This window comes from Seonamhaeicola aphaedonensis, assembly GCF_003386195.1.
GTDB classification, from domain to species: Bacteria; Bacteroidota; Bacteroidia; order Flavobacteriales; family Flavobacteriaceae; genus Seonamhaeicola; species Seonamhaeicola aphaedonensis.
In genome coordinates this window covers 13,749-32,158 of the sequence record NZ_QRDX01000007.1, presented here as the reverse complement: position 1 = coordinate 32,158, position 18,410 = coordinate 13,749, and the positions used below count along the sequence as shown (strand labels likewise).

Here is an 18,410-nt window from a genome sequence, read left to right as displayed (position 1 = left end):
TAAAATCCATATTAATAACTTAATTTTGCGTTCTGTTTTAAAATCCATGAAAAAGCTTTTTTACATATTAATAACCTTAATAGTTTTTAGTTCTTGTAGTGAGTACCAAAAAGTACTTAAACTAACAGGAGAAGGTGCTACCAAAGAAAAGTTTGAAATGGGAGAAGCTCTTTTTAACGAAGAAAAATATGCTAAGGCAAACAGACTTTTTGCACAAATAGTTCCTGAATATAGAGGAAAACCACAAGCTGAGAAGCTTATGTTTTTGTATGCCATGACTTTTTACAAGATGAAAGACTATTATATTTCATCTTACAGGTTTGAACAATTTACCAAAAGTTATCCTAAAAGTGAAAAGTTTGAAGAGGCTTCTTTTTTAAGTGTAAAAAGCTACTACATGTTATCGCCAATCTACACAAAGGACCAAACAGAAACAAAAGAAGCCATTGCAAAAACTCAAGAATTTATAAACCTGTTTCCTGAATCTGAATTTTTTGAAGAAGCCAATACGCTTGTACAGGAATTAGATTTTAAGTTAGAACAAAAAGCCTTTGCCATTGCTAAGCAATATGGTGAAATTGCTCCCGGTTATACAGGAGATTTTAATGCAGCAATAAAATCGTTTGATAATTTTCTATATGATTTTCCAGGCTCAAGATTAAGAGAAGATGCTCTATTTTACAGATTAGATGCTGTTTTTCAGCAAGCAGTTAATAGTATAGAATATAAAAACTCAAAAGATGAAGGTATAGTTCATTTAAGAAAGCAACGCTTAGAAACTGCAAAAGAAGATAGTGCGTTTTTTTTAAGAACGTTTACTAAGTCAAAATATATAGAGCAAGTAAACGCAATGACCAACCTTGTAGAAGAAGAGTTAAAACAGTATAGCACGAAAAGTTAAATATAATCAAGATGGATTTAAAGAAAATCAATGCTCCGGTTAATACAGTAACCTATGATAGAAATCAAGTTGATGAGCCAACAGGTAACATTTATGAGTCTATTTCTATTATAGCTAGAAGAGCAGAACAAATTAATACAGAGATTAAAAAAGAGCTTATTGATAAGTTAGAGGAGTTTGCAACTTACAATGATAGTCTTGAAGAAATCTTTGAAAATAAGGAACAAATTGAGGTTTCTAAGTTTTATGAAAAATTACCTAAACCTCATGCTTTAGCTATTCAAGAATGGTTAACAGATAAAGTTTATTTTAGAAATACTGAGCAAGACTCTCAGGAATAATATCTAAAAGTTAATTTTTAAAAGCATTTAGCTTTTCAGGAGAATTTAGTACATTTAATTTTCTTTTTTTAAACACAAGTTTTCAAGTATAACACTAGTTGTGGTTGTAAATTGTAGTTTATACCAAAAAAGAAAGCGGTTAACTAAATAATCTTGAAAAGCTATTTTTATGAGTATACTTAGCGGTAAAAATATACTATTAGGAGTAAGTGCAGGTATAGCTGCTTATAAAACGGCTTCGTTAGTAAGGTTATTTATAAAAACAGGTGCTAGTGTAAAAGTAGTCATGACACCAGCTGCAAAAGAGTTTATTACCCCTTTAACCTTATCAACTTTATCAAAAAATCCAGTTTATTCCTCATTTACAAATGAAGAAGATGATAATGCTGTTTGGAACAATCATGTAGATTTAGGACTTTGGGCAGATTTGTTTATTGTGGCACCAGCTACAGCTAACACCTTATCAAAAATGGCTAATGGCGTTTGCGACAATTTGTTGTTGGCAACTTATTTATCAGCTAAATGTCCAGTGTATTTTGCCCCTGCCATGGATTTAGATATGTACAAACACCAAACCACTAAAACTTCTATTGAAAAGCTAATATCTTTTGGGAATATTATGATTCCAGCTACCAGTGGCGAATTAGCTAGCGGATTGGTAGGTGAGGGTAGAATGGCAGAGCCTGAAGATATTGTTGCTTTTATTGAAAATGATATTTTAGGCAAATTACCCTTAAAAGGGAAAAAGTTTTTAATTACTGCAGGACCAACGTATGAAGCCATAGATCCCGTTAGGTTCATAGGAAACCATTCTAGTGGTAAAATGGGTTTTGAAATTGCGAAAAAGGCATCTAACTTGGGAGCTGAAGTTGTTTTGATAACAGGACCAACGCATCAAAAAATATCACATAGCTTAATAAAAGTTATAGCTGTTACAAGTGCGCAGGATATGTATGATGAAACACATAAACATTTTAGCAATGTAAACGTAGCTATTCTATCTGCTGCAGTGGCTGACTATAAACCTAAAGAAGTAGCTTCTCAAAAAATAAAAAAGAAGGATGAAACGTTATCTCTAGAATTGGTAAAGACTAAAGATATTTTAGCATCTTTAGGAGACATAAAAACAAACCAGTATTTAGTTGGTTTTGCACTAGAAACTAACAACGAATTAGAAAACGCAAAAGATAAATTAAAAAGAAAGAATTTAGATTTAATTGTTTTAAATTCGTTAAATGATAAAGGGGCGGGTTTTAAAAGTAATACCAATAAAGTTACTTTTATTGATGAGGATGAAAATGTTACAACATTTCAGTTAAAATCTAAGGCTGAAGTTGCTGAAGATTTATTAAACGAAATTATAAGAAAAATACATGCGTAATATCTTAACTGTTTTAATCCACTTCTTAGCTATTACAGGATGGGCTCAAGAATTAAACTGTAGTGTGGTTGTTAATGCCAGACAAACTGGTAATGAGAATTTCCCAATTTTTAAGACATTAGAAAAACAGTTAAATGAATTTGTTAATAATACTAAATGGACTAATAAAACCTATTTATCTCAAGAGCGCATAGATTGTAGTATGGTAGTAAATATTACCAACTATAGCGGAGAAGCTTTTCAGGCATCGTTGCAAGTGCAATCATCACGTCCTGTTTTTGGATCATCTTATAGTACACCTATCTATAATTATAATGACAAAGATTTTAATTTTAGATATTTAGAATTTCAAAATTTAATATTCAATCCAACACAGTTTGAATCGAATTTAATATCGGTAATATCTTTTCACGTTTATATGATTTTAGGATTGGATGCCGATTCTTTTGCTCCAAATGGAGGAGACTCTTATTTTAAGCAAGCCCAAATAATTACTAATTATTCACAACAAGGTAATTTTATTGGTTGGAAATTGGAGGATGGATTACAGAGTAGATTTATGCTTATAGATAATATACTGTCTCCCACCTTTATAGAGTATAGACAGGTAATGCATGCCTATCATAGACAAGGGCTAGATATTATGAGTGAGAATACAAAAGAGGGTAAAGAAAAGATAGCCGAAGCTTTAAAGAAGTTTCAAGCTATGAATAGTAGACGTCCTAATTCTTTTTTATTACGTACCTTTTTTGATGCCAAGGCTGATGAAATTGCTCAAATTTTTAGTGATGGACCTAATGTAAACATTGCAAGCTTAAAAGAGATGCTTCAGAAAGTGGCGCCCATGCACAGTAGTTTATGGCAAAGCATTAAATATTAGGTGGTTTCTTGCAAAACTTTTAAATATTACCGAAAACTAAAATATGCTTACTTCTCTTTCAATAAATAATTATGCTTTAATTGATGATTTACAAGTGGATTTCAATAGTGGGTTTTCAATAATAACTGGAGAAACAGGAGCAGGAAAGTCTATTTTATTAGGTGGTTTGTCATTAATTCTAGGTAAACGTGCCGATTTAAGTAGTTTAAAGGATACCTCCAAGAAATGCGTTATTGAAGCAGTTTTTAACGTTTCAGATTATAAATTGGAATCACTTTTTGAGGTAGAAGGTTTTGATTATGAACCCCAAACCATAATTAGGCGTGAAATTCTACCATCTGGTAAATCAAGAGCTTTTGTGAATGACTCACCAGTAAATCTTAATAGTCTACAGCTTTTAGGAGAATGTTTAATAGATATTCATTCGCAACACCAAACTTTGCAACTTACCAACAATGACTTTCAATTTCAGGTAATAGATGCTTTGGCTAATAATGAAACATCTTTACAGGCATATCAATTGCAATTAAAAGTTTTCAAGGAACTTCAAAAGGAATTAAATGAGCTCTTGGTATTTCAAGCTGAAGCTATTAAAGAACATGATTACAACACCTTTTTATTAAATGAACTGGTAGATGCCAATTTAGTGGAAGGAGAGTTAGAATCTTTAGAAGAGGAGTATGAAACACTCAATAATATTGAAGGTATAAAAGAAAAACTATCTGAAGCCTACCAACTTTTAAGTGATGAGCAAATAGGTGCATTACCAACCTTAACGTTGTTAAAAAATACGTTTCAAAAATTATCTGGAATGTCTTCAAAATATGAAGACCTATTCAACCGTGTTAATAGCAGTCTTATTGAAATAGATGATGTTTTTAGTGATGTTGATATGCTTCAAGAAAGTTTAGAGGCAGACCCAAGACGTTTAGAACAAGTAGATACTAAGTTAAAAACTTTGCATGATTTAATGCAAAAGCATGTGACTAAGAATATCTCAGAACTCATAGAAGTTAGGGAACAACTTCAAGAAAAAGTGGCTGTCACTGAGAATTTAGATGAAACCATTTCAAAAAAGGAACAAGAAATTAATAGTCAAACTGAGAAGTTAAACACTTTGGCAGAAGTATTACATAAACGTAGAGTAGACACTATTCCTCATTTAAAATCGGAACTAGAACTTATATTAGCCGATTTAGGAATGCCAAATGCTCAGTTTAAAATAGAGGTGACTTCAGTAGATAGTTTCCTTTTCAACGGAAAAGACACATTATCGTTTTTGTTTTCTGCAAACAAAGGCGGTAGTTTTAATGAACTTAAAAAAGCAGCTTCTGGTGGAGAATTATCAAGAATAATGCTGGCAATTAAGTCTATATTATCTAAATACATTCAGTTACCAACTATTATGTTTGATGAAATTGATACTGGAGTTTCAGGAGAAATATCTAATAAAATGGGAGATATTATGTTAGAAATGAGTAAGACTATGCAGGTGTTTTCTATAACGCATTTACCACAGATTGCAGCCAAAGGACATACACATTACAAAGTATACAAAGAAGATGTCAATGAGGTTACGCAAACTAACTTAGTAAAGTTAAATCATGACGAACGTGTCGTTGAGATTGCTCAAATGCTGGGAGGTATAGAAATGTCGTCTTCAGCCATAGCTCACGCAAAAGAATTACTCAATTGAAAAAGAGGGTAGTTTAAAGCTAAAAGTTAAAAGTTTATTATTTTTGAACCCGGTTTAACAAAAAATCAACAAATTAATATTTACATAAAACTAACCAAGATATGTCACATAATTTATTAAAAGGAAAAAAAGGAATTATTTTTGGAGCATTAGATTCCAATTCAATTGCTTGGAAAACAGCAGAACGCGTTCACGAAGAAGGAGGTGAATTTGTATTAACCAATGCGCCTGTTGCCATGAGAATGGGGCAAATAAATGAATTAGCAGAAAAAACGGGTTCTCAAATTATCCCTGCTGATGCAACCTCTCTACAAGACTTACAAAATCTGGTTGAAAAATCTATGGAGATTTTAGGAGGAAGAATAGATTTTGTTTTACATTCTATAGGAATGTCAATAAACGTTAGAAAAGGTAGAAGCTATACTGATCAAAATTATGATTGGACTCAAAAAGGAACCGATGTATCTGCAATGTCATTTCATAAAGTCATGCAAACACTTTATAAATTGGATGCTATGAACGAGTGGGGAAGTATTGTAGCCTTAACCTATATGGCGGCTCAACGTGTGTTTCCAGATTATAATGATATGGCAGATAACAAAGCTTATTTAGAAAGTATAGCACGTAGTTTTGGGTACTTCTTTGGAAGAGATAAAAAAGTTCGTGTAAACACGATTTCCCAGTCACCAACACCAACAACTGCAGGTAGTGGTGTAAAGGGGTTTGACGGATTTATAGCGTATGCTGAAAAAATGTCGCCACTTGGTAATGCTACTGCCTTAGACTGTGCAAACTATACCGTTACATTGTTTAGTGACCTAACAAAACGCGTTACTTTGCAAAACTTATATAATGATGGTGGATTTAGCAATATGGGAGTGAGTGATGCTGTTATGAGTACTTTTGTAGGAGAAGAATAATAGAAAAATATACTGTTAAAAGCCACCTTTAAAGGGTGGCTTTTTTGTTACATTTGTGTTATGCAATTACAATTTTCTTTTATAATTCCTGTATTTAATAGACCAGACGAAGTAGAAGAACTTTTACAAAGTTTTTTGGCTATGGAAACTACAACAGATTATGAAATTGTTATTGTAGAAGATGGTTCTTCAATATCATCAAAGGAAGTGGTTAGGCGTTTTTATCATAAACTTAATATTTCATATTTCTTTAAAGATAATTCTGGTCCAGGAGATTCCAGAAACTTTGGGATGCAGCATGCCAAAGGTAATTATTTTATCATCTTAGATAGTGATGTTATTTTGCCCAAAAATTACTTAACTGAGGTTGAAAAAAGTTTGTCAGATTTTTATGTAGATTGTTTCGGTGGTCCAGATGCAGCACATGAGTCGTTTACTAATCTCCAAAAGGCTATAAATTTTGCTATGACCTCCTTTATTACTACGGGTGGAATAAGGGGTAATAAGAAAAGTGTAGATAAGTTTCAACCCAGAAGTTTTAATATGGGTATCTCAAAAAAAGCCTTTGAAGCCTCTAACGGATTTGGACGTATACATCCAGGAGAAGACCCCGATTTATCCATCAGACTTTGGAATTTAGGCTTTAAAACTAAGCTAATCCCAGAGGCTAAAGTATTTCATAAGCGTCGAATTTCATGGTCTAAGTTTTACACGCAGATTCATAAATTTGGACTGGTAAGACCTATTTTAAATAAATGGCATCCTTCAACTAAAAAAATAACTTATTGGTTCCCAAGTTTTTTCATTATAGGGCTTGACATATCTATTTTGTTAGCAATTTTTGGATTTAACAAACTCTTGTTTTTATATATTTTGTACTTTATAGTGGTATTTTTGGTAGCGTTGTTTACCACAAAAAATATAGCAGTAGCTGCAATGTCATTGTTAGCAATTGGAGTTCAGTTTATGGGTTACGGACTAGGTTTTTTAGAATCTACTTGGGCGGTGTCTGTTTTAAATAATGACCCTGAGACCTATTTTCCAAAGTTGTTTTTTAAAGAAAAATGATTAGAAAATTAAAATCGAAAATAGCGACATCATTTAGGAGTAAACGAATCAATGTGTTTCTTTTATTCCTGCTCTTTTCATTTTTAATTTTAATTTTTTCAAAGCTTTCAAAAGAGTACACGAATACCATAGCATTTGAGATTGAAAAAATTAATGTTCCTGAAGAGAAACTTATTTTAAAAGACTCTACCTATCTCAATATGACGCTTAAAACACATGGATTTAGATGGTTTAGGTATTATATTAATAAACCCAAAATTAAAATAGACTTTTCTAAAGACGTTACTCAAAAAGAATCGGTTTATCTTTGGAATAAGTCTGTTGCATATCTAAATAACACGCAGTTTGACAAACAAGTACAGTTACTTAGCATGACTCCAGATTCATTGGTGTTCAGGTATGGTGAGAATATGGTTAAAAATGTTCCTGTAAAGTTAAACGCCGATATTAAGTATGGAGCTGGATACAATACAAGTCATCCTATTACAATAGAACCCGATTCTGTTATGGTTATTGGCCCACATGTGCTAGTTTCTAAAATTAATGTGCTAGAAACAGAGCAAGTTGTTTTAAATGATGTTAGAGCGGATTTAGATTTTAAAACAAAACTAGAGCTACCTAAAAAAAGTAAAGATTTAAAGTTTTCAGACGCCAATGTTACGCTAAAAGCCAAAGTTGAAAAATTTACTGAGGGCACTTTAAAAGTTCCAGTAAGAATTATTAATGTTCCCAGTGGTGTCAATTTAAAATACTTTCCAAAGGACGTTAATGTATCCTATTACGTAAGTTTAAAAAACTTTAAATCTATTAAGCTAAATGATTTTAAAGTCATTTGTGATTATTCAAAAATTATGGAAAATCAGTCGTTTTTAGTACCAGAACTAATAGAGTTTCCAGAAATGGTAAAGAATGCCAAAATTAATCAACAACAAATAGAATTTATAATAAATAAATGACTATTGTAGGGCTTACAGGGGGTATAGGCAGTGGGAAAACTACTGTTGCAAAAGAGTTTAAAAAATTGGGAGTACCTGTTTATATAGCTGATGAAGAGGCCAAAAAGCTTATGAATAGGTCTAAAATCATTAAAAGGAAATTGATTAATTTATTTGGTGAAAAGGTATATATTGAAGACAAACTTAACAGACCTTTTATAGCAGACATTATTTTCAATGATACTAGTTATTTGAAAAAAATGAATGCTATAGTCCATCCTAAGGTGGCTAAACATTTTGAAAAATGGATTTTAAAACAAAAAGCACCCTATGTTATAAAAGAGGTGGCCATTTTATTTGAAAACGACGGCCATAAACAATGCGACTATGTTATAACCGTAACTGCTCCTATTAAAATTAGAATCCAACGGCTATTAAAGCGTGATAATACTACAAGAGATAAGATTACAGCTATTATAAAAAACCAATGGCCTGACGAGGAAAAAGTGAAGTTGTCAGACTTTGTAATTCAGAATATTGAACTACAAAAAACTATAAATCAAGTTAATGAAGTTCATAAAAACATACTACAAAATATAGGTTAATTCGTAATTTTAACATTTTTGTTAATGTAAGGTTAAAACATAAGTGCGCTAAATGTTAAAATGTTAATTTTGAGTAATGAGCAAAAAAGTATTTATCCTATTGGTGCTTTTAATGAGTCTATCTTTAATTGGGATAATTTTCGTTCAGGCTTATTTTATAAAGAGTTTTGTTGAGAATGAAAAAAAACGGTTTCATTCTAGTGTATTAACCACTTTACATAAGGTTTCTAATGATATAGAAGAAGATGAGTACAACTCAAAATTTGAATCTTATCAAAAATTAATTACCGAAGAAACCGAAGTTGATTCTAGCGCTGTATCTCAGTTATTTATCTATCAACAAAACAATAACACAAAAGAAAGGCTAATTTATAGTAGTGGTGTTTTAGAAGAGAACTATAAATTATCACAATCGCTCTTTGACATTGGTTTAGATAGTCTTGAAATTCAAAGATTAACAGGAACTTCGAGATTAGAATTTTATCAAGGTGATGATTTAATTGATAATAAAGATTTAGGCAGTAGCCCTATTGTTAACATACTTAATAGTGGCAGACTTAAAGAAGCAGAGAAAAGTTATTTTGAAAAAAATTTTAAAGCTTATGCAAAAACTTTTCCTATCCACAAGAGAATTTCCAATGAAACTATCAATGATTTCATGAAGTTGAAACTAGCAGAAGAAGGAATTAATTTAGACTTTGAGTTTGCAATTTACAGTAATGAACTGGCTACAAAAGTGCAAAGTGAAAACTTTGAATACGATAAAGAATCTACGTATAAAGTGCCTATTTTTTATGATGAAAACAGACAAACACCTTATAAGTTGTTGGTGAACTTTCCCAAGGATAGTAGGTTTATTTTAGCACCTATAATTGGTATGATTTTGCTATCCATTGTATTTACATCAATTATTGTTATAGCTTATTCAAGCACCTTGTATCAGCTCATAAAGCAACGCAAAATCTCGCAAATAAAAACAGATTTTATTAATAACATGACCCATGAGTTTAAAACGCCCATAGCTACTATTAATCTAGCATTAGATGCCATTAAAAATCCGGCTATTATTGATGATAAAGATAAAGTGAAACGTTATCTCACTATGATTAAGGAGGAAAATAAACGAATGCACGCTCAAGTAGAGAATGTTTTAAGAATATCTAAACTAGAGAAAAACGAACTAAACATAAGTAAAGACCGTGTAAAGTTACACGACATGATTGAAACTGCCATTGCGCATGTTGAGCTTATTATTGAAAACAGACAAGGGTATATTAAGACTCTTTTTGAGGCCAGTAAATCGTCTGTTTTAGCTAATGAGACTCATTTTGTCAATGTAATAGTAAATATTTTAGATAATGCCATAAAATATTCTCCTAACGCTCCAGAGATTGAGGTTTACACTGAGAATATAGGCACCAATATTATTCTAAAAATAAAAGATCACGGTAGTGGAATGAGTAAAGCAGCTTCAAAACGTGTGTTCGAGAAATTTTACAGAGAACACACTGGTGACATACATAACGTTAAGGGTCATGGTTTAGGTTTGGCGTATGTGAAGCGTATTGTAGATGATCATCAAGGTTATGTATCAGTAGAAAGTGAAAAAGGAAAAGGAAGCACTTTTATAATTAAGCTTCCCTTAATATCATAAACATGGAAGAGCAAAAAAAACGAATTTTATTAGTAGAAGACGATCCTAACTTCGGAACCGTCCTTAAAGACTATTTAATGATGAATGACTATGAGGTTACTCATGCAAAAAATGGAATGGAAGGCTTTGAAAAATTTAAAAAAGACGATTTCGATTTATGTATTTTAGATGTCATGATGCCCTACAAAGATGGTTTCACCTTAGCTAAGGAAATACGCGAAAAAAACACAGACGTACCTATTATTTTCTTGACTGCTAAAACTATGAAAGAGGATGTTTTAAAAGGGTATAAGGTAGGTGCTGATGATTATTTAAACAAGCCTTTTGATAGTGAAGTTTTATTAATGAAGATTAAAGCTATCATTCAACGTAAAGCTACTGAAACAATTTCTGACAGTAAGCAGTTTGAATTTAAAATAGGCAAGTTTCATTTGAACTCAAAGTTACGTTTCTTACGTTTTAATGGTGGTGATCCTGTTAAATTATCGCCAAAGGAAAATGAGTTGTTACGACTGTTAGCACTCCATGAAAATGATTTAATGCCTCGTGAATTGGCATTGACTAAAATTTGGCGTGATGACAATTATTTTACGTCTAGAAGTATGGATGTTTACATTGCCAAATTACGTAAATACCTAAAACCAGATGAAAAGGTTGAAATATTAAACATTCATGGTGAAGGATTTAGATTGGTGATTAATGAATAAAAATAGAATTCAATTTTATTTATAAATCGTCCCTGACTTTTCATTATTTCAATATTAAATTGATGAAAAGCTTATAGTTATATAATTAGATATAGTAAGGTTTTAAATAGTTAAATTCGCTTTTTTAACCAATTTTTAAACTCAAAAAAGTTTTGAGGTGCCACGCCATGACCTACAGGAAATTCAGAGTAGAGGTGTTTAATATTTAAGCTTTTTAAAAAAGTAGGGGTTTGTCTAGCCCAATCTACTGGAATTACTTGATCTACACTTCCGTGTGAACAATAAAAATCTAAATTGGTATAGTTCTTTTGGTTTAAATCTTCAGGTAGAATATCATGATAAATATACCCGCTTAAAGCTATCACGTTTTTTACTTTTTCAGGATAATTAAAAGCAACACCATAACTTAAAATACTACCTTGACTAAAACCTAAAAGCGTAACATTATCTTTATTTACAGGATAATTTTCAGTTACTTCATCAATGAAATTTGCAATTAAATCTCTGGATGCTTCGGCTTGAACTTTATCATTCCATTTACCGCGTTCAGCATCAAAATTAATAGTATACCAAGCATTACCATAAGGAGTCATCGGGTAGGGAGCTCTTACCGAAATTATAAAAAGTTCATCTGGCAGTTCACCGGCAAAAGAGAATAAATCGTTTTCGTCACTACCATAACCATGCATCATAATTAAAAGAGGAGCATTTTCAGGTAAACTAGACGGTCTAGTTAAGTGATATAGGCTAAGGTTATTGTTCATTTTATTGTTTACCTAGGTTCGCGAATACTTTCTGATATAAATCACCAACCAAAGGCACCTTTTGAGTTTTACCAGTAATGGCCGATGAAAAGCCGTAGATAAAAAGAACTGCAAAAAATAAATAGAACCCAGAAGTAACTAACCAACTATCAAAACTTCCAATAATATAGCCTAAAGCCCAAAAAGTTAACCAAAGCCCTAACGATTGCCTGATATGAAAACTAGCAAAAACACTTTTTTTATGTTCTTCATTATTTAGAAAATAAGCTATAATTACTCCAAAAATGGTAATATAACTAATTATGGCGTTTCTCTTGCCGCGTTCAATATCTTGTTGCGTCATTTTAGTTATTTAAGTGTATTTTATTGTTTGAAATAATACCATATACTGTACCCTTAAGTTCTGCGCCCACAAAAATGCTATTTTTTGAACGAGATATAATATGATTGTTGTCAAAGGTATATTTTGTATCTGGATTAAAAAGTGTGATATTTGCCTTATTACCTATATTTATTGCGGATTCTTCAACACCAAAACGCTTTTTTCCATTAGTAAGCAGTTCTATAGTTTTTTTTGTTGTAAAGACAGTTTGGAGAGCTCCAAAAGCACTTTCTAAACCTATGGTGCCATATTCGGCATGATCAAATTCTACTTTCTTTTCTTCAATATCAATAGGGGAGTGATCTGCAGTAACCATATCAATAGTACCATCTTTAGCACCAGCAATTAGCGCATCTATATCGGTTTGAGTTCTTAAGGGAGGTAATACTTTCAAGTTAGAATCAAAACTAGTTAAAGCTTCGTCTGAAATGCATAAGTTATGAATCGCAACACTACAGGTAACATCTAATTTGTTTTTTTTGGCTTCTCTTATCAATGCAACCGATGGAGCAGTTGAAATGGTAGGAATGTGTAATTTGCCGCCTGTGTATTCTAGCAAGAATAAATCTCGAGCCACTTGTAATGCTTCAGCTAAAGCCGGAATGCCTTTTAAACCTAGTTTGGTACTTGTAACGTTTTCGTTCATAACCCCGTGGCCAGAAATTTTATTTTCCTGCGGAAATGAACATACTAACCCGTTAAAATTGGCAGCATATTGAAGCGCAATTTTCATAAGGTTTGGGTTAGTAATAGGTTTCTTGTAATCATAGAACGCCACGGCTCCAGATGTGCTCATATCGTAAAGCTCTGCTAAATCTTCACCTTTGCTTCCAATGGTTAAAGCACCAATAGGGAGTACCGTTACAATATTATTACTAGCTTTTGATGTAATAAAAGTAATATCAGAATTAGTGTCTAAAACTGGATTGGTGTTTGAGTTTAAAGCAATAGTTGTAAAACCAGAAGAAGCGGCTACTTTAAGTCCGTTCTTTATAGTTTCACGCTCCTCATAACCAGGCTCACCAAAACACACACTACTATCAAACCAACCTTGAGAAACATGTAGGTTTTTTAATTTTACTTCTTCGTAATCATTAGTGTTTTTAATATTGTTGGAAATCTTTAAAATCGTGCCGTTTTCAATTAAAATGTCTTGAGTGGTGTTGTGAAACTCACTTTGGGGATCTATGATGGTGGCGGATTTTAAAAGTATGGTCATTTAAAATATTTTAAGATGAGCATTTCAGTGATCAATAATATCAATGCAAAAATAGCAAACCATTTCCACAAGGCATTAACTTTTGTATCACTTTTTATGGTGTTAAAAACATCGTGTATTGAATTGCTCAAAATTACATCTTTATTATTTGAAAAGTTTTGATACTCTAAAATGCTCTCCCTTCTATCGTAATTAAAACTTACGCTTTTTATGGTTTGAGCTTTATTGTTTATACTGTAAATGTTTGCAATATTGGGCGTTTCAGAAGTATTGATAATTACTTTATTATTAAAGTATTTCTGTCTTGGTATGACACTCATACCGTTATTTACAAGAGATAAAATATCATCTTGTTGAAGTTGTGTTTCTACTTCAAATTCATTTTCTTTTCCAATGATATAGTATAATTCGGGTGTTTTAAAACTCTGTTTTGCAATGTTATAAAGTGTTGGTACTATTAATGGTGAGTTTTTAAAATTAGAATTGTTATTATTTAATGCCGAAGTAAATACAAACACATTATTATGTTGGTAAAGAAACGGTTTACCATCTTCAAAACTTAAAACTGATGCGTAACTATTAGATATCGCTTCATAAAAACTTTCCACTTTAGGGTATTGGAAGTTTAAGACTTGTTTTTCAAAAACTCCTTTTTTATAAAGCGGATGCGCATAATTTATTGTGGTGATGCTTTTTTCAGCATTTATCTGAGCAGTAAAATTTGAACCAAAGTTGGCCAACAAGTGGTTATAAGATTGTATATTAATCTTTTCAGAAGGAACCAAAATAACAGAGCCACCTTGTGAAACAAAATGTTTTAAGGCAGAAACTAAGGCGTTTGAAATTTGATCTATTTCGTTTATAACTATAAGATGTTGTTGATCAATAAGATTGTAATTTAATGTATTATTAGAGGTTGAAATCAGGTTAAATTCCTCGTTTGAAAAAATGCGATCTAAAAATGAATCATCAGCCTCGTTAACAGATAAGACATTAATTTTTGAACCATGATTGATGTTAAAGAACAAGTTGTTATCAAACCTTAGATTAACATCATCAATAGTTATTTTTCCGTTTATGATTTCATTAGCTGGCAGTGTAAATGAAGTTTCGGCAATTTTATCAATTTCTACTGATGTTTTGGCAATTAAATTTTCACCATTGTAGACTGAAACAGGGATATTATCTATGGGATTACCGCTATTTTTTAAAATTACTTTTAGTTGGTAATTAATGGGAGTAGTTTCAGAAATAAAAACAGTGTCAATGGCGATATTATTCGTGTTTATAGGTTTTAATTGAACCAAATGTAAATTGGTAAGCGAATCTAAATCTGGATTAAAGTCAACATTGTTTTGCTGAAAATCTGAAATAAAAACTAAATTTTTAAGTAAGCCTTTTTTCTTACTAAAAAGCATTTCACTTTTTAATAGCGCAGCCTCTAGTGTTAAATGGTTAGGAGAATAATTTAATTGTAACAAATCATTCTTTATAGCCTTAATGGTCGTGTTTTTAAAAGTGCCATTATTGGTTATGACAGAAATGTTTTCATTTTCGGGTACATTAACTACTAAATCCTGAACAGCACGCTTTAGTAGCTCACCATTGTTACCCTTAGCCTGCATACTGAAGGAATTATCAATGTAGACAACCGTTTCCCTTTCGGTTTTAAAACCGTTATTTTTTGATGTGAATGGTTGAGCAAAAGCAATCACTATAGCTGCTAAAAGCAGTAGTCTTGTACAGAGAATAAGCCATTTTTTAATTTGTGAACTCTTACGAGAGTTTTGTTTTATTTCCTTTAAGAATGCAACATTGGTAAAGGATTCTTTTTTAAAACGTCTTAATTGGAAAAGGTGGACAATGATAGGAATGATTAGTAGCAATAAGGCGTAAAGAAGTTCGGGGTGTTTAAATTGCATTCCTTTTTATTGATTAATCAAAATTACATAATTTTCAACAAAAGAAAATATAATCTTTTACAGGTTCTAAATTAAGTTTATCTAAGTGACTTCTTATTTGTTTTTGAGCCTTTTTATTTGCCACCGTTATAAGGCTTTGGGCATTTTTAATAGTACCCAGAGTTTCAAAGCTCAACAACTCTTTTCCGTAAATGGCTCTTCCAATTTTATTGGGGTTATCGCAAATCCATTCAAAAGGAATTTCACGCTCTAAAAAGATTTTAGCCATGAGCTTTCCTTTGGTACCTGCTCCCCAAACAACTGGTGTTTTGCTAAAGTGATAATCTATATCCAAATAATGCTGCACTTTTAAACTGGTAAAATGATTTTGGGCATAATGAATATGTGTTCTAGAGGTTCTAGTGCTATAGTCGCGCCATTTATGAATGATAGTGTCACATGGTATACACTTAAAATGATGTTTGTAAAACCGGAATGTTAAGTCATAATCTTCTGGGTAAATATTGGGGTTAAAAGCTCCACAAGAAACCAAATCATCTCTATGAATCATCCAACATGGTGACGGAATCACACATTCCTTATAAATCTCTTCATAATTATTACCTGTTCTGGTTAAATTATTTAACCAAGTCTCATAGCTTTTATATCCAGGACCAATACCCTGATTGCTAAAATATTCAACTAAACCTACAGCAACATGTTGCTTTCCATAAGTCATTAAATTATTAGCCAATATTTCCAATTTATTTGGTAGCATAATATCATCACTATCCATACGGGTTATAAATTCTCCAGAACTATTTTTAAAGGCTACTTGAAGTGCAGAAATAATACCCCTACCATTGTTCTTTAATAACTTAATTCTACTATCAATATTGCTATAATTTTCAACAAGAGCGTAGCTTTGGTCTGTAGAATGGTCATCAACAATAAGTAATTCCCAATTTGTATAGGTTTGGTTTCGTATAGAATTTAAACATTCAGCTAAAAAAGCTTCTGTATTTTTAAAAGGTGTAAGAATACTAATGAGGGGCTTTTCCATACAGCGAATATACTATCTTTTAACAAAACCTTAAGAGCAGTAAACGTAACATAGTAGTATTTTGCACGTCGTTTAAAAAACTTTAAAATTCACTATCAATGAACAATAAAATTCTTGTTGCTGTATTTGCCAGTATTTTAATGGCAAGTTGTGGTTCTTCAAAAAAATCTACCAATGATTTGGCAATAAACTTGCCTATTGAAACCGCTATTAATTTATCTGCAGTAAAAAATGATAAAGCACCTGTAACCATTAATCCTGGAAGATTTACAACAGAAACGGTAATTTATCGACTGCCCAAAGTAGTTCAAGGAACATATTCTGTGAGTAATTTTGGGAAGTATATTGATGATTTTAAGGCTTTTAATTACCAAGGAGAAGAAATGGTTGCAACTAAAATAGATGACAATTCTTGGACTATTGCAGATGCCAAAAATTTGGATAAAATAACATACTGGGTTAATGATACTTATGATGTTGAATCTGAAGGAGGTATAGGTAAAGATGTACCGTTTTCACCTTCAGGAACTAATATTGAGCCAGAGAATTATGTGCTTAACTTGCACGGGTTTATTGGGTATTTTGATTCATTAAAAAACAATCAATACAAATTAGATGTTACAGCTCCTGCCAATTTTGTAAGAACATCGGCGCTTCAAACAGTGAACTCAACAGCTAGTGAAGATGGTAAAATCACAACTACTAGCTATTATGCTACACGTTATTTTGATATTACTGATAACCCAATGATGTATGGGAATTTAGATGTTGAAGAATTTCAGGTTGGAAGTATTAAAATTGTGTTGAGTGTATATTCTCCTAACAAAATACATTCTGCAAAGTCTCTCAAGGAAACCATTTTTAAAATGATGGAAGCTCAAAAAGCCTATATGGGAGCTATTAACACCACACCACGCTATGATATTTATGTATACCTTTCTGAAGGTAAAGAAGACTCACCTAAGGGTTTTGGAGCTCTAGAGCACCATACGTCTACGGTAGTAGTAATGCCAGAAGATATTCCAGCGGATGCTCTAGAGGAAAGTATGATAGATGTAGTGTCTCATGAGTTTTTTCATATTGTAACCCCTCTAAGTGTACATTCTGAAGATGTGCATTATTTTGATTATAATAATCCCACATTTTCAAAACATCTATGGATGTATGAAGGTGTAACTGAGTATTTTGCAACATTATTTCAAGTGAATCAAGGTTTGGTTGAAGAAGCTGAGTTTTACAAAAAGATTATGGATAAAATACAAGGAGCTTCAAGGATGAATGATGCCATGAGTTTTACAATAATGAGTGAAAATGTGTTAAAAGTACCTTACAAAAATGAATATTTAAATGTTTATCAAAAAGGCGCTTTAATAGGCATGTGTATTGATATTTTAATTCGAGAAGAAAGTAACGGAAACAGAGGTATTCTATCTTTAATGAAAGAATTATCAAATAAGTATGGAAAAAACAAACCATTTGAAGATGATGCCTTAATTGATGAAATAGTTGCTATGACGTATCCTTCATTAGGTGAATTTTTCAACGCCCATGTTGTTGGTGATATACCAATTGATTACAATGAATATTTTACAAAGGTAGGATTAGAAATAGGAGAGGGTAAGGTAGAAACCAACTTTATTTTACTAAATGGCGTCCCAATTGTTAGTGGTGACGGACAAAAAGGAACAATTTTCTTTACAGATGCTGCTTTACAAAATAGTTTCTGGAAGGAACAAGGGGTTCAAACCAATGATGTTATAAAATCTATTGGGGGTACTGCCTTAACACTTCAAAATGCCAATCAAATATTACAAGAAGTATTTATGTGGAAACCAGGAGAAGATATTGAAGTAGTTTTAGATAGAGATGGTAAGGAAGTTTTAATAAAAACTATCACGACCCAGCCATATACTATAGGAGAAATGTTGGTTGAAAAGCCAAATGCCACTGAAGCTCAAAAAACTTTAAGAAAGGCTTGGTTGAAAGGTTAAAC

General features: G+C 31.9%; 17 protein-coding genes. 12 read left to right on the top strand and 5 right to left on the bottom strand.

Going from position 1 to position 18,410, the window contains the following annotated elements; genetic code table 11:
• Positions 1-46 precede the first annotated feature (46 nt).
• From DFQ02_RS11765 to DFQ02_RS11715, 11 genes are all read left to right on the top strand, one after another.
• Positions 47-901, top strand: a complete 855-nt coding sequence (locus DFQ02_RS11765) for an outer membrane protein assembly factor BamD (protein ID WP_116524642.1) — start codon at positions 47-49, stop codon at positions 899-901.
• An 11-nt stretch (positions 902-912) separates the two neighbouring features.
• Positions 913-1,242, top strand: a complete 330-nt coding sequence (locus DFQ02_RS11760; protein ID WP_116524641.1) for a DNA-directed RNA polymerase subunit omega — start codon at positions 913-915, stop codon at positions 1,240-1,242.
• A gap of 169 nt (positions 1,243-1,411) precedes the next feature.
• The gene (coaBC, locus tag DFQ02_RS11755) at positions 1,412-2,623 is read left to right on the top strand and encodes a bifunctional phosphopantothenoylcysteine decarboxylase/phosphopantothenate--cysteine ligase CoaBC (protein ID WP_116524640.1); all 1,212 of its coding nucleotides are present in this window, start codon (positions 1,412-1,414) and stop codon (positions 2,621-2,623) included.
• Entirely contained in the window at positions 2,616-3,503 is an 888-nt protein-coding gene (gene porD / locus DFQ02_RS11750; RefSeq protein ID WP_116524639.1) for a type IX secretion system protein PorD, read from the top strand. The genes coaBC and porD overlap by 8 nt, the downstream gene beginning before the upstream one ends.
• A gap of 43 nt (positions 3,504-3,546) precedes the next feature.
• On the top strand, positions 3,547-5,199 hold the full coding sequence (gene recN / locus DFQ02_RS11745) for a DNA repair protein RecN (protein WP_116524638.1): 1,653 nt from the start codon (positions 3,547-3,549) through the stop codon (positions 5,197-5,199).
• 101 nt (positions 5,200-5,300) lie between these two features.
• A complete protein-coding gene (locus tag DFQ02_RS11740) occupies positions 5,301-6,119 on the top strand; it encodes an enoyl-ACP reductase FabI (protein WP_116524637.1) in 819 nt (272 codons plus the stop codon).
• 60 nt (positions 6,120-6,179) lie between these two features.
• Positions 6,180-7,187 (top strand): glycosyltransferase, encoded by a 1,008-nt coding sequence (locus tag DFQ02_RS11735; RefSeq protein WP_116524636.1) that lies wholly within the window; start codon positions 6,180-6,182, stop codon positions 7,185-7,187.
• Positions 7,184-8,143 carry a YbbR-like domain-containing protein gene (locus tag DFQ02_RS11730; protein WP_245940258.1) on the top strand — a complete coding sequence of 320 codons (960 nt, stop codon included), beginning with the start codon at positions 7,184-7,186 and terminating at the stop codon, positions 8,141-8,143. The genes DFQ02_RS11735 and DFQ02_RS11730 overlap by 4 nt, the downstream gene beginning before the upstream one ends.
• Positions 8,140-8,727 carry a dephospho-CoA kinase gene (coaE, locus tag DFQ02_RS11725; RefSeq protein WP_116524635.1) on the top strand — a complete coding sequence of 196 codons (588 nt, stop codon included), beginning with the start codon at positions 8,140-8,142 and terminating at the stop codon, positions 8,725-8,727. Before DFQ02_RS11730 ends, coaE begins: the two co-directional genes overlap by 4 nt.
• A 76-nt stretch (positions 8,728-8,803) precedes the next feature.
• Complete coding sequence (locus tag DFQ02_RS11720; protein ID WP_181896411.1) at positions 8,804-10,381, top strand: sensor histidine kinase; 1,578 nt, start codon at positions 8,804-8,806, stop codon at positions 10,379-10,381.
• A 2-nt stretch (positions 10,382-10,383) separates the two neighbouring features.
• A complete protein-coding gene (locus DFQ02_RS11715) occupies positions 10,384-11,088 on the top strand; it encodes a response regulator transcription factor (RefSeq protein ID WP_116524634.1) in 705 nt (234 codons plus the stop codon).
• Between the two features lie 110 nt (positions 11,089-11,198).
• Here the strand turns inward: DFQ02_RS11715 and DFQ02_RS11710 are convergent, their stop codons facing one another.
• From DFQ02_RS11710 to DFQ02_RS11690, 5 genes are read right to left on the bottom strand one after another with little or no spacing between them, the layout of a single operon-like run.
• On the bottom strand, positions 11,199-11,852 hold the full coding sequence (locus DFQ02_RS11710) for an alpha/beta hydrolase (RefSeq protein WP_116524633.1): 654 nt from the start codon (positions 11,850-11,852) through the stop codon (positions 11,199-11,201).
• Between the two features lies 1 nt (position 11,853).
• Positions 11,854-12,195 carry a hypothetical protein gene (locus DFQ02_RS11705; RefSeq protein ID WP_116524632.1) on the bottom strand — a complete coding sequence of 114 codons (342 nt, stop codon included), beginning with the start codon at positions 12,193-12,195 and terminating at the stop codon, positions 11,854-11,856.
• 1 nt (position 12,196) lies between these two features.
• Positions 12,197-13,453 carry a dihydroorotase gene (locus tag DFQ02_RS11700; RefSeq protein ID WP_116524631.1) on the bottom strand — a complete coding sequence of 419 codons (1,257 nt, stop codon included), beginning with the start codon at positions 13,451-13,453 and terminating at the stop codon, positions 12,197-12,199.
• The gene (locus DFQ02_RS11695) at positions 13,450-15,375 is read right to left on the bottom strand and encodes a BatA domain-containing protein (RefSeq protein ID WP_116524630.1); all 1,926 of its coding nucleotides are present in this window, start codon (positions 15,373-15,375) and stop codon (positions 13,450-13,452) included. The genes DFQ02_RS11700 and DFQ02_RS11695 overlap by 4 nt, the downstream gene beginning before the upstream one ends.
• Positions 15,376-15,409: 34 nt before the next feature.
• On the bottom strand, positions 15,410-16,417 hold the full coding sequence (locus tag DFQ02_RS11690) for a glycosyltransferase family 2 protein (RefSeq protein WP_116524629.1): 1,008 nt from the start codon (positions 16,415-16,417) through the stop codon (positions 15,410-15,412).
• 98 nt (positions 16,418-16,515) lie between these two features.
• Between DFQ02_RS11690 and DFQ02_RS11685 the strand changes: the two genes are divergently transcribed.
• Entirely contained in the window at positions 16,516-18,408 is a 1,893-nt protein-coding gene (locus DFQ02_RS11685; RefSeq protein WP_116524628.1) for a M61 family metallopeptidase, read from the top strand.
• Positions 18,409-18,410 lie beyond the last annotated feature (2 nt).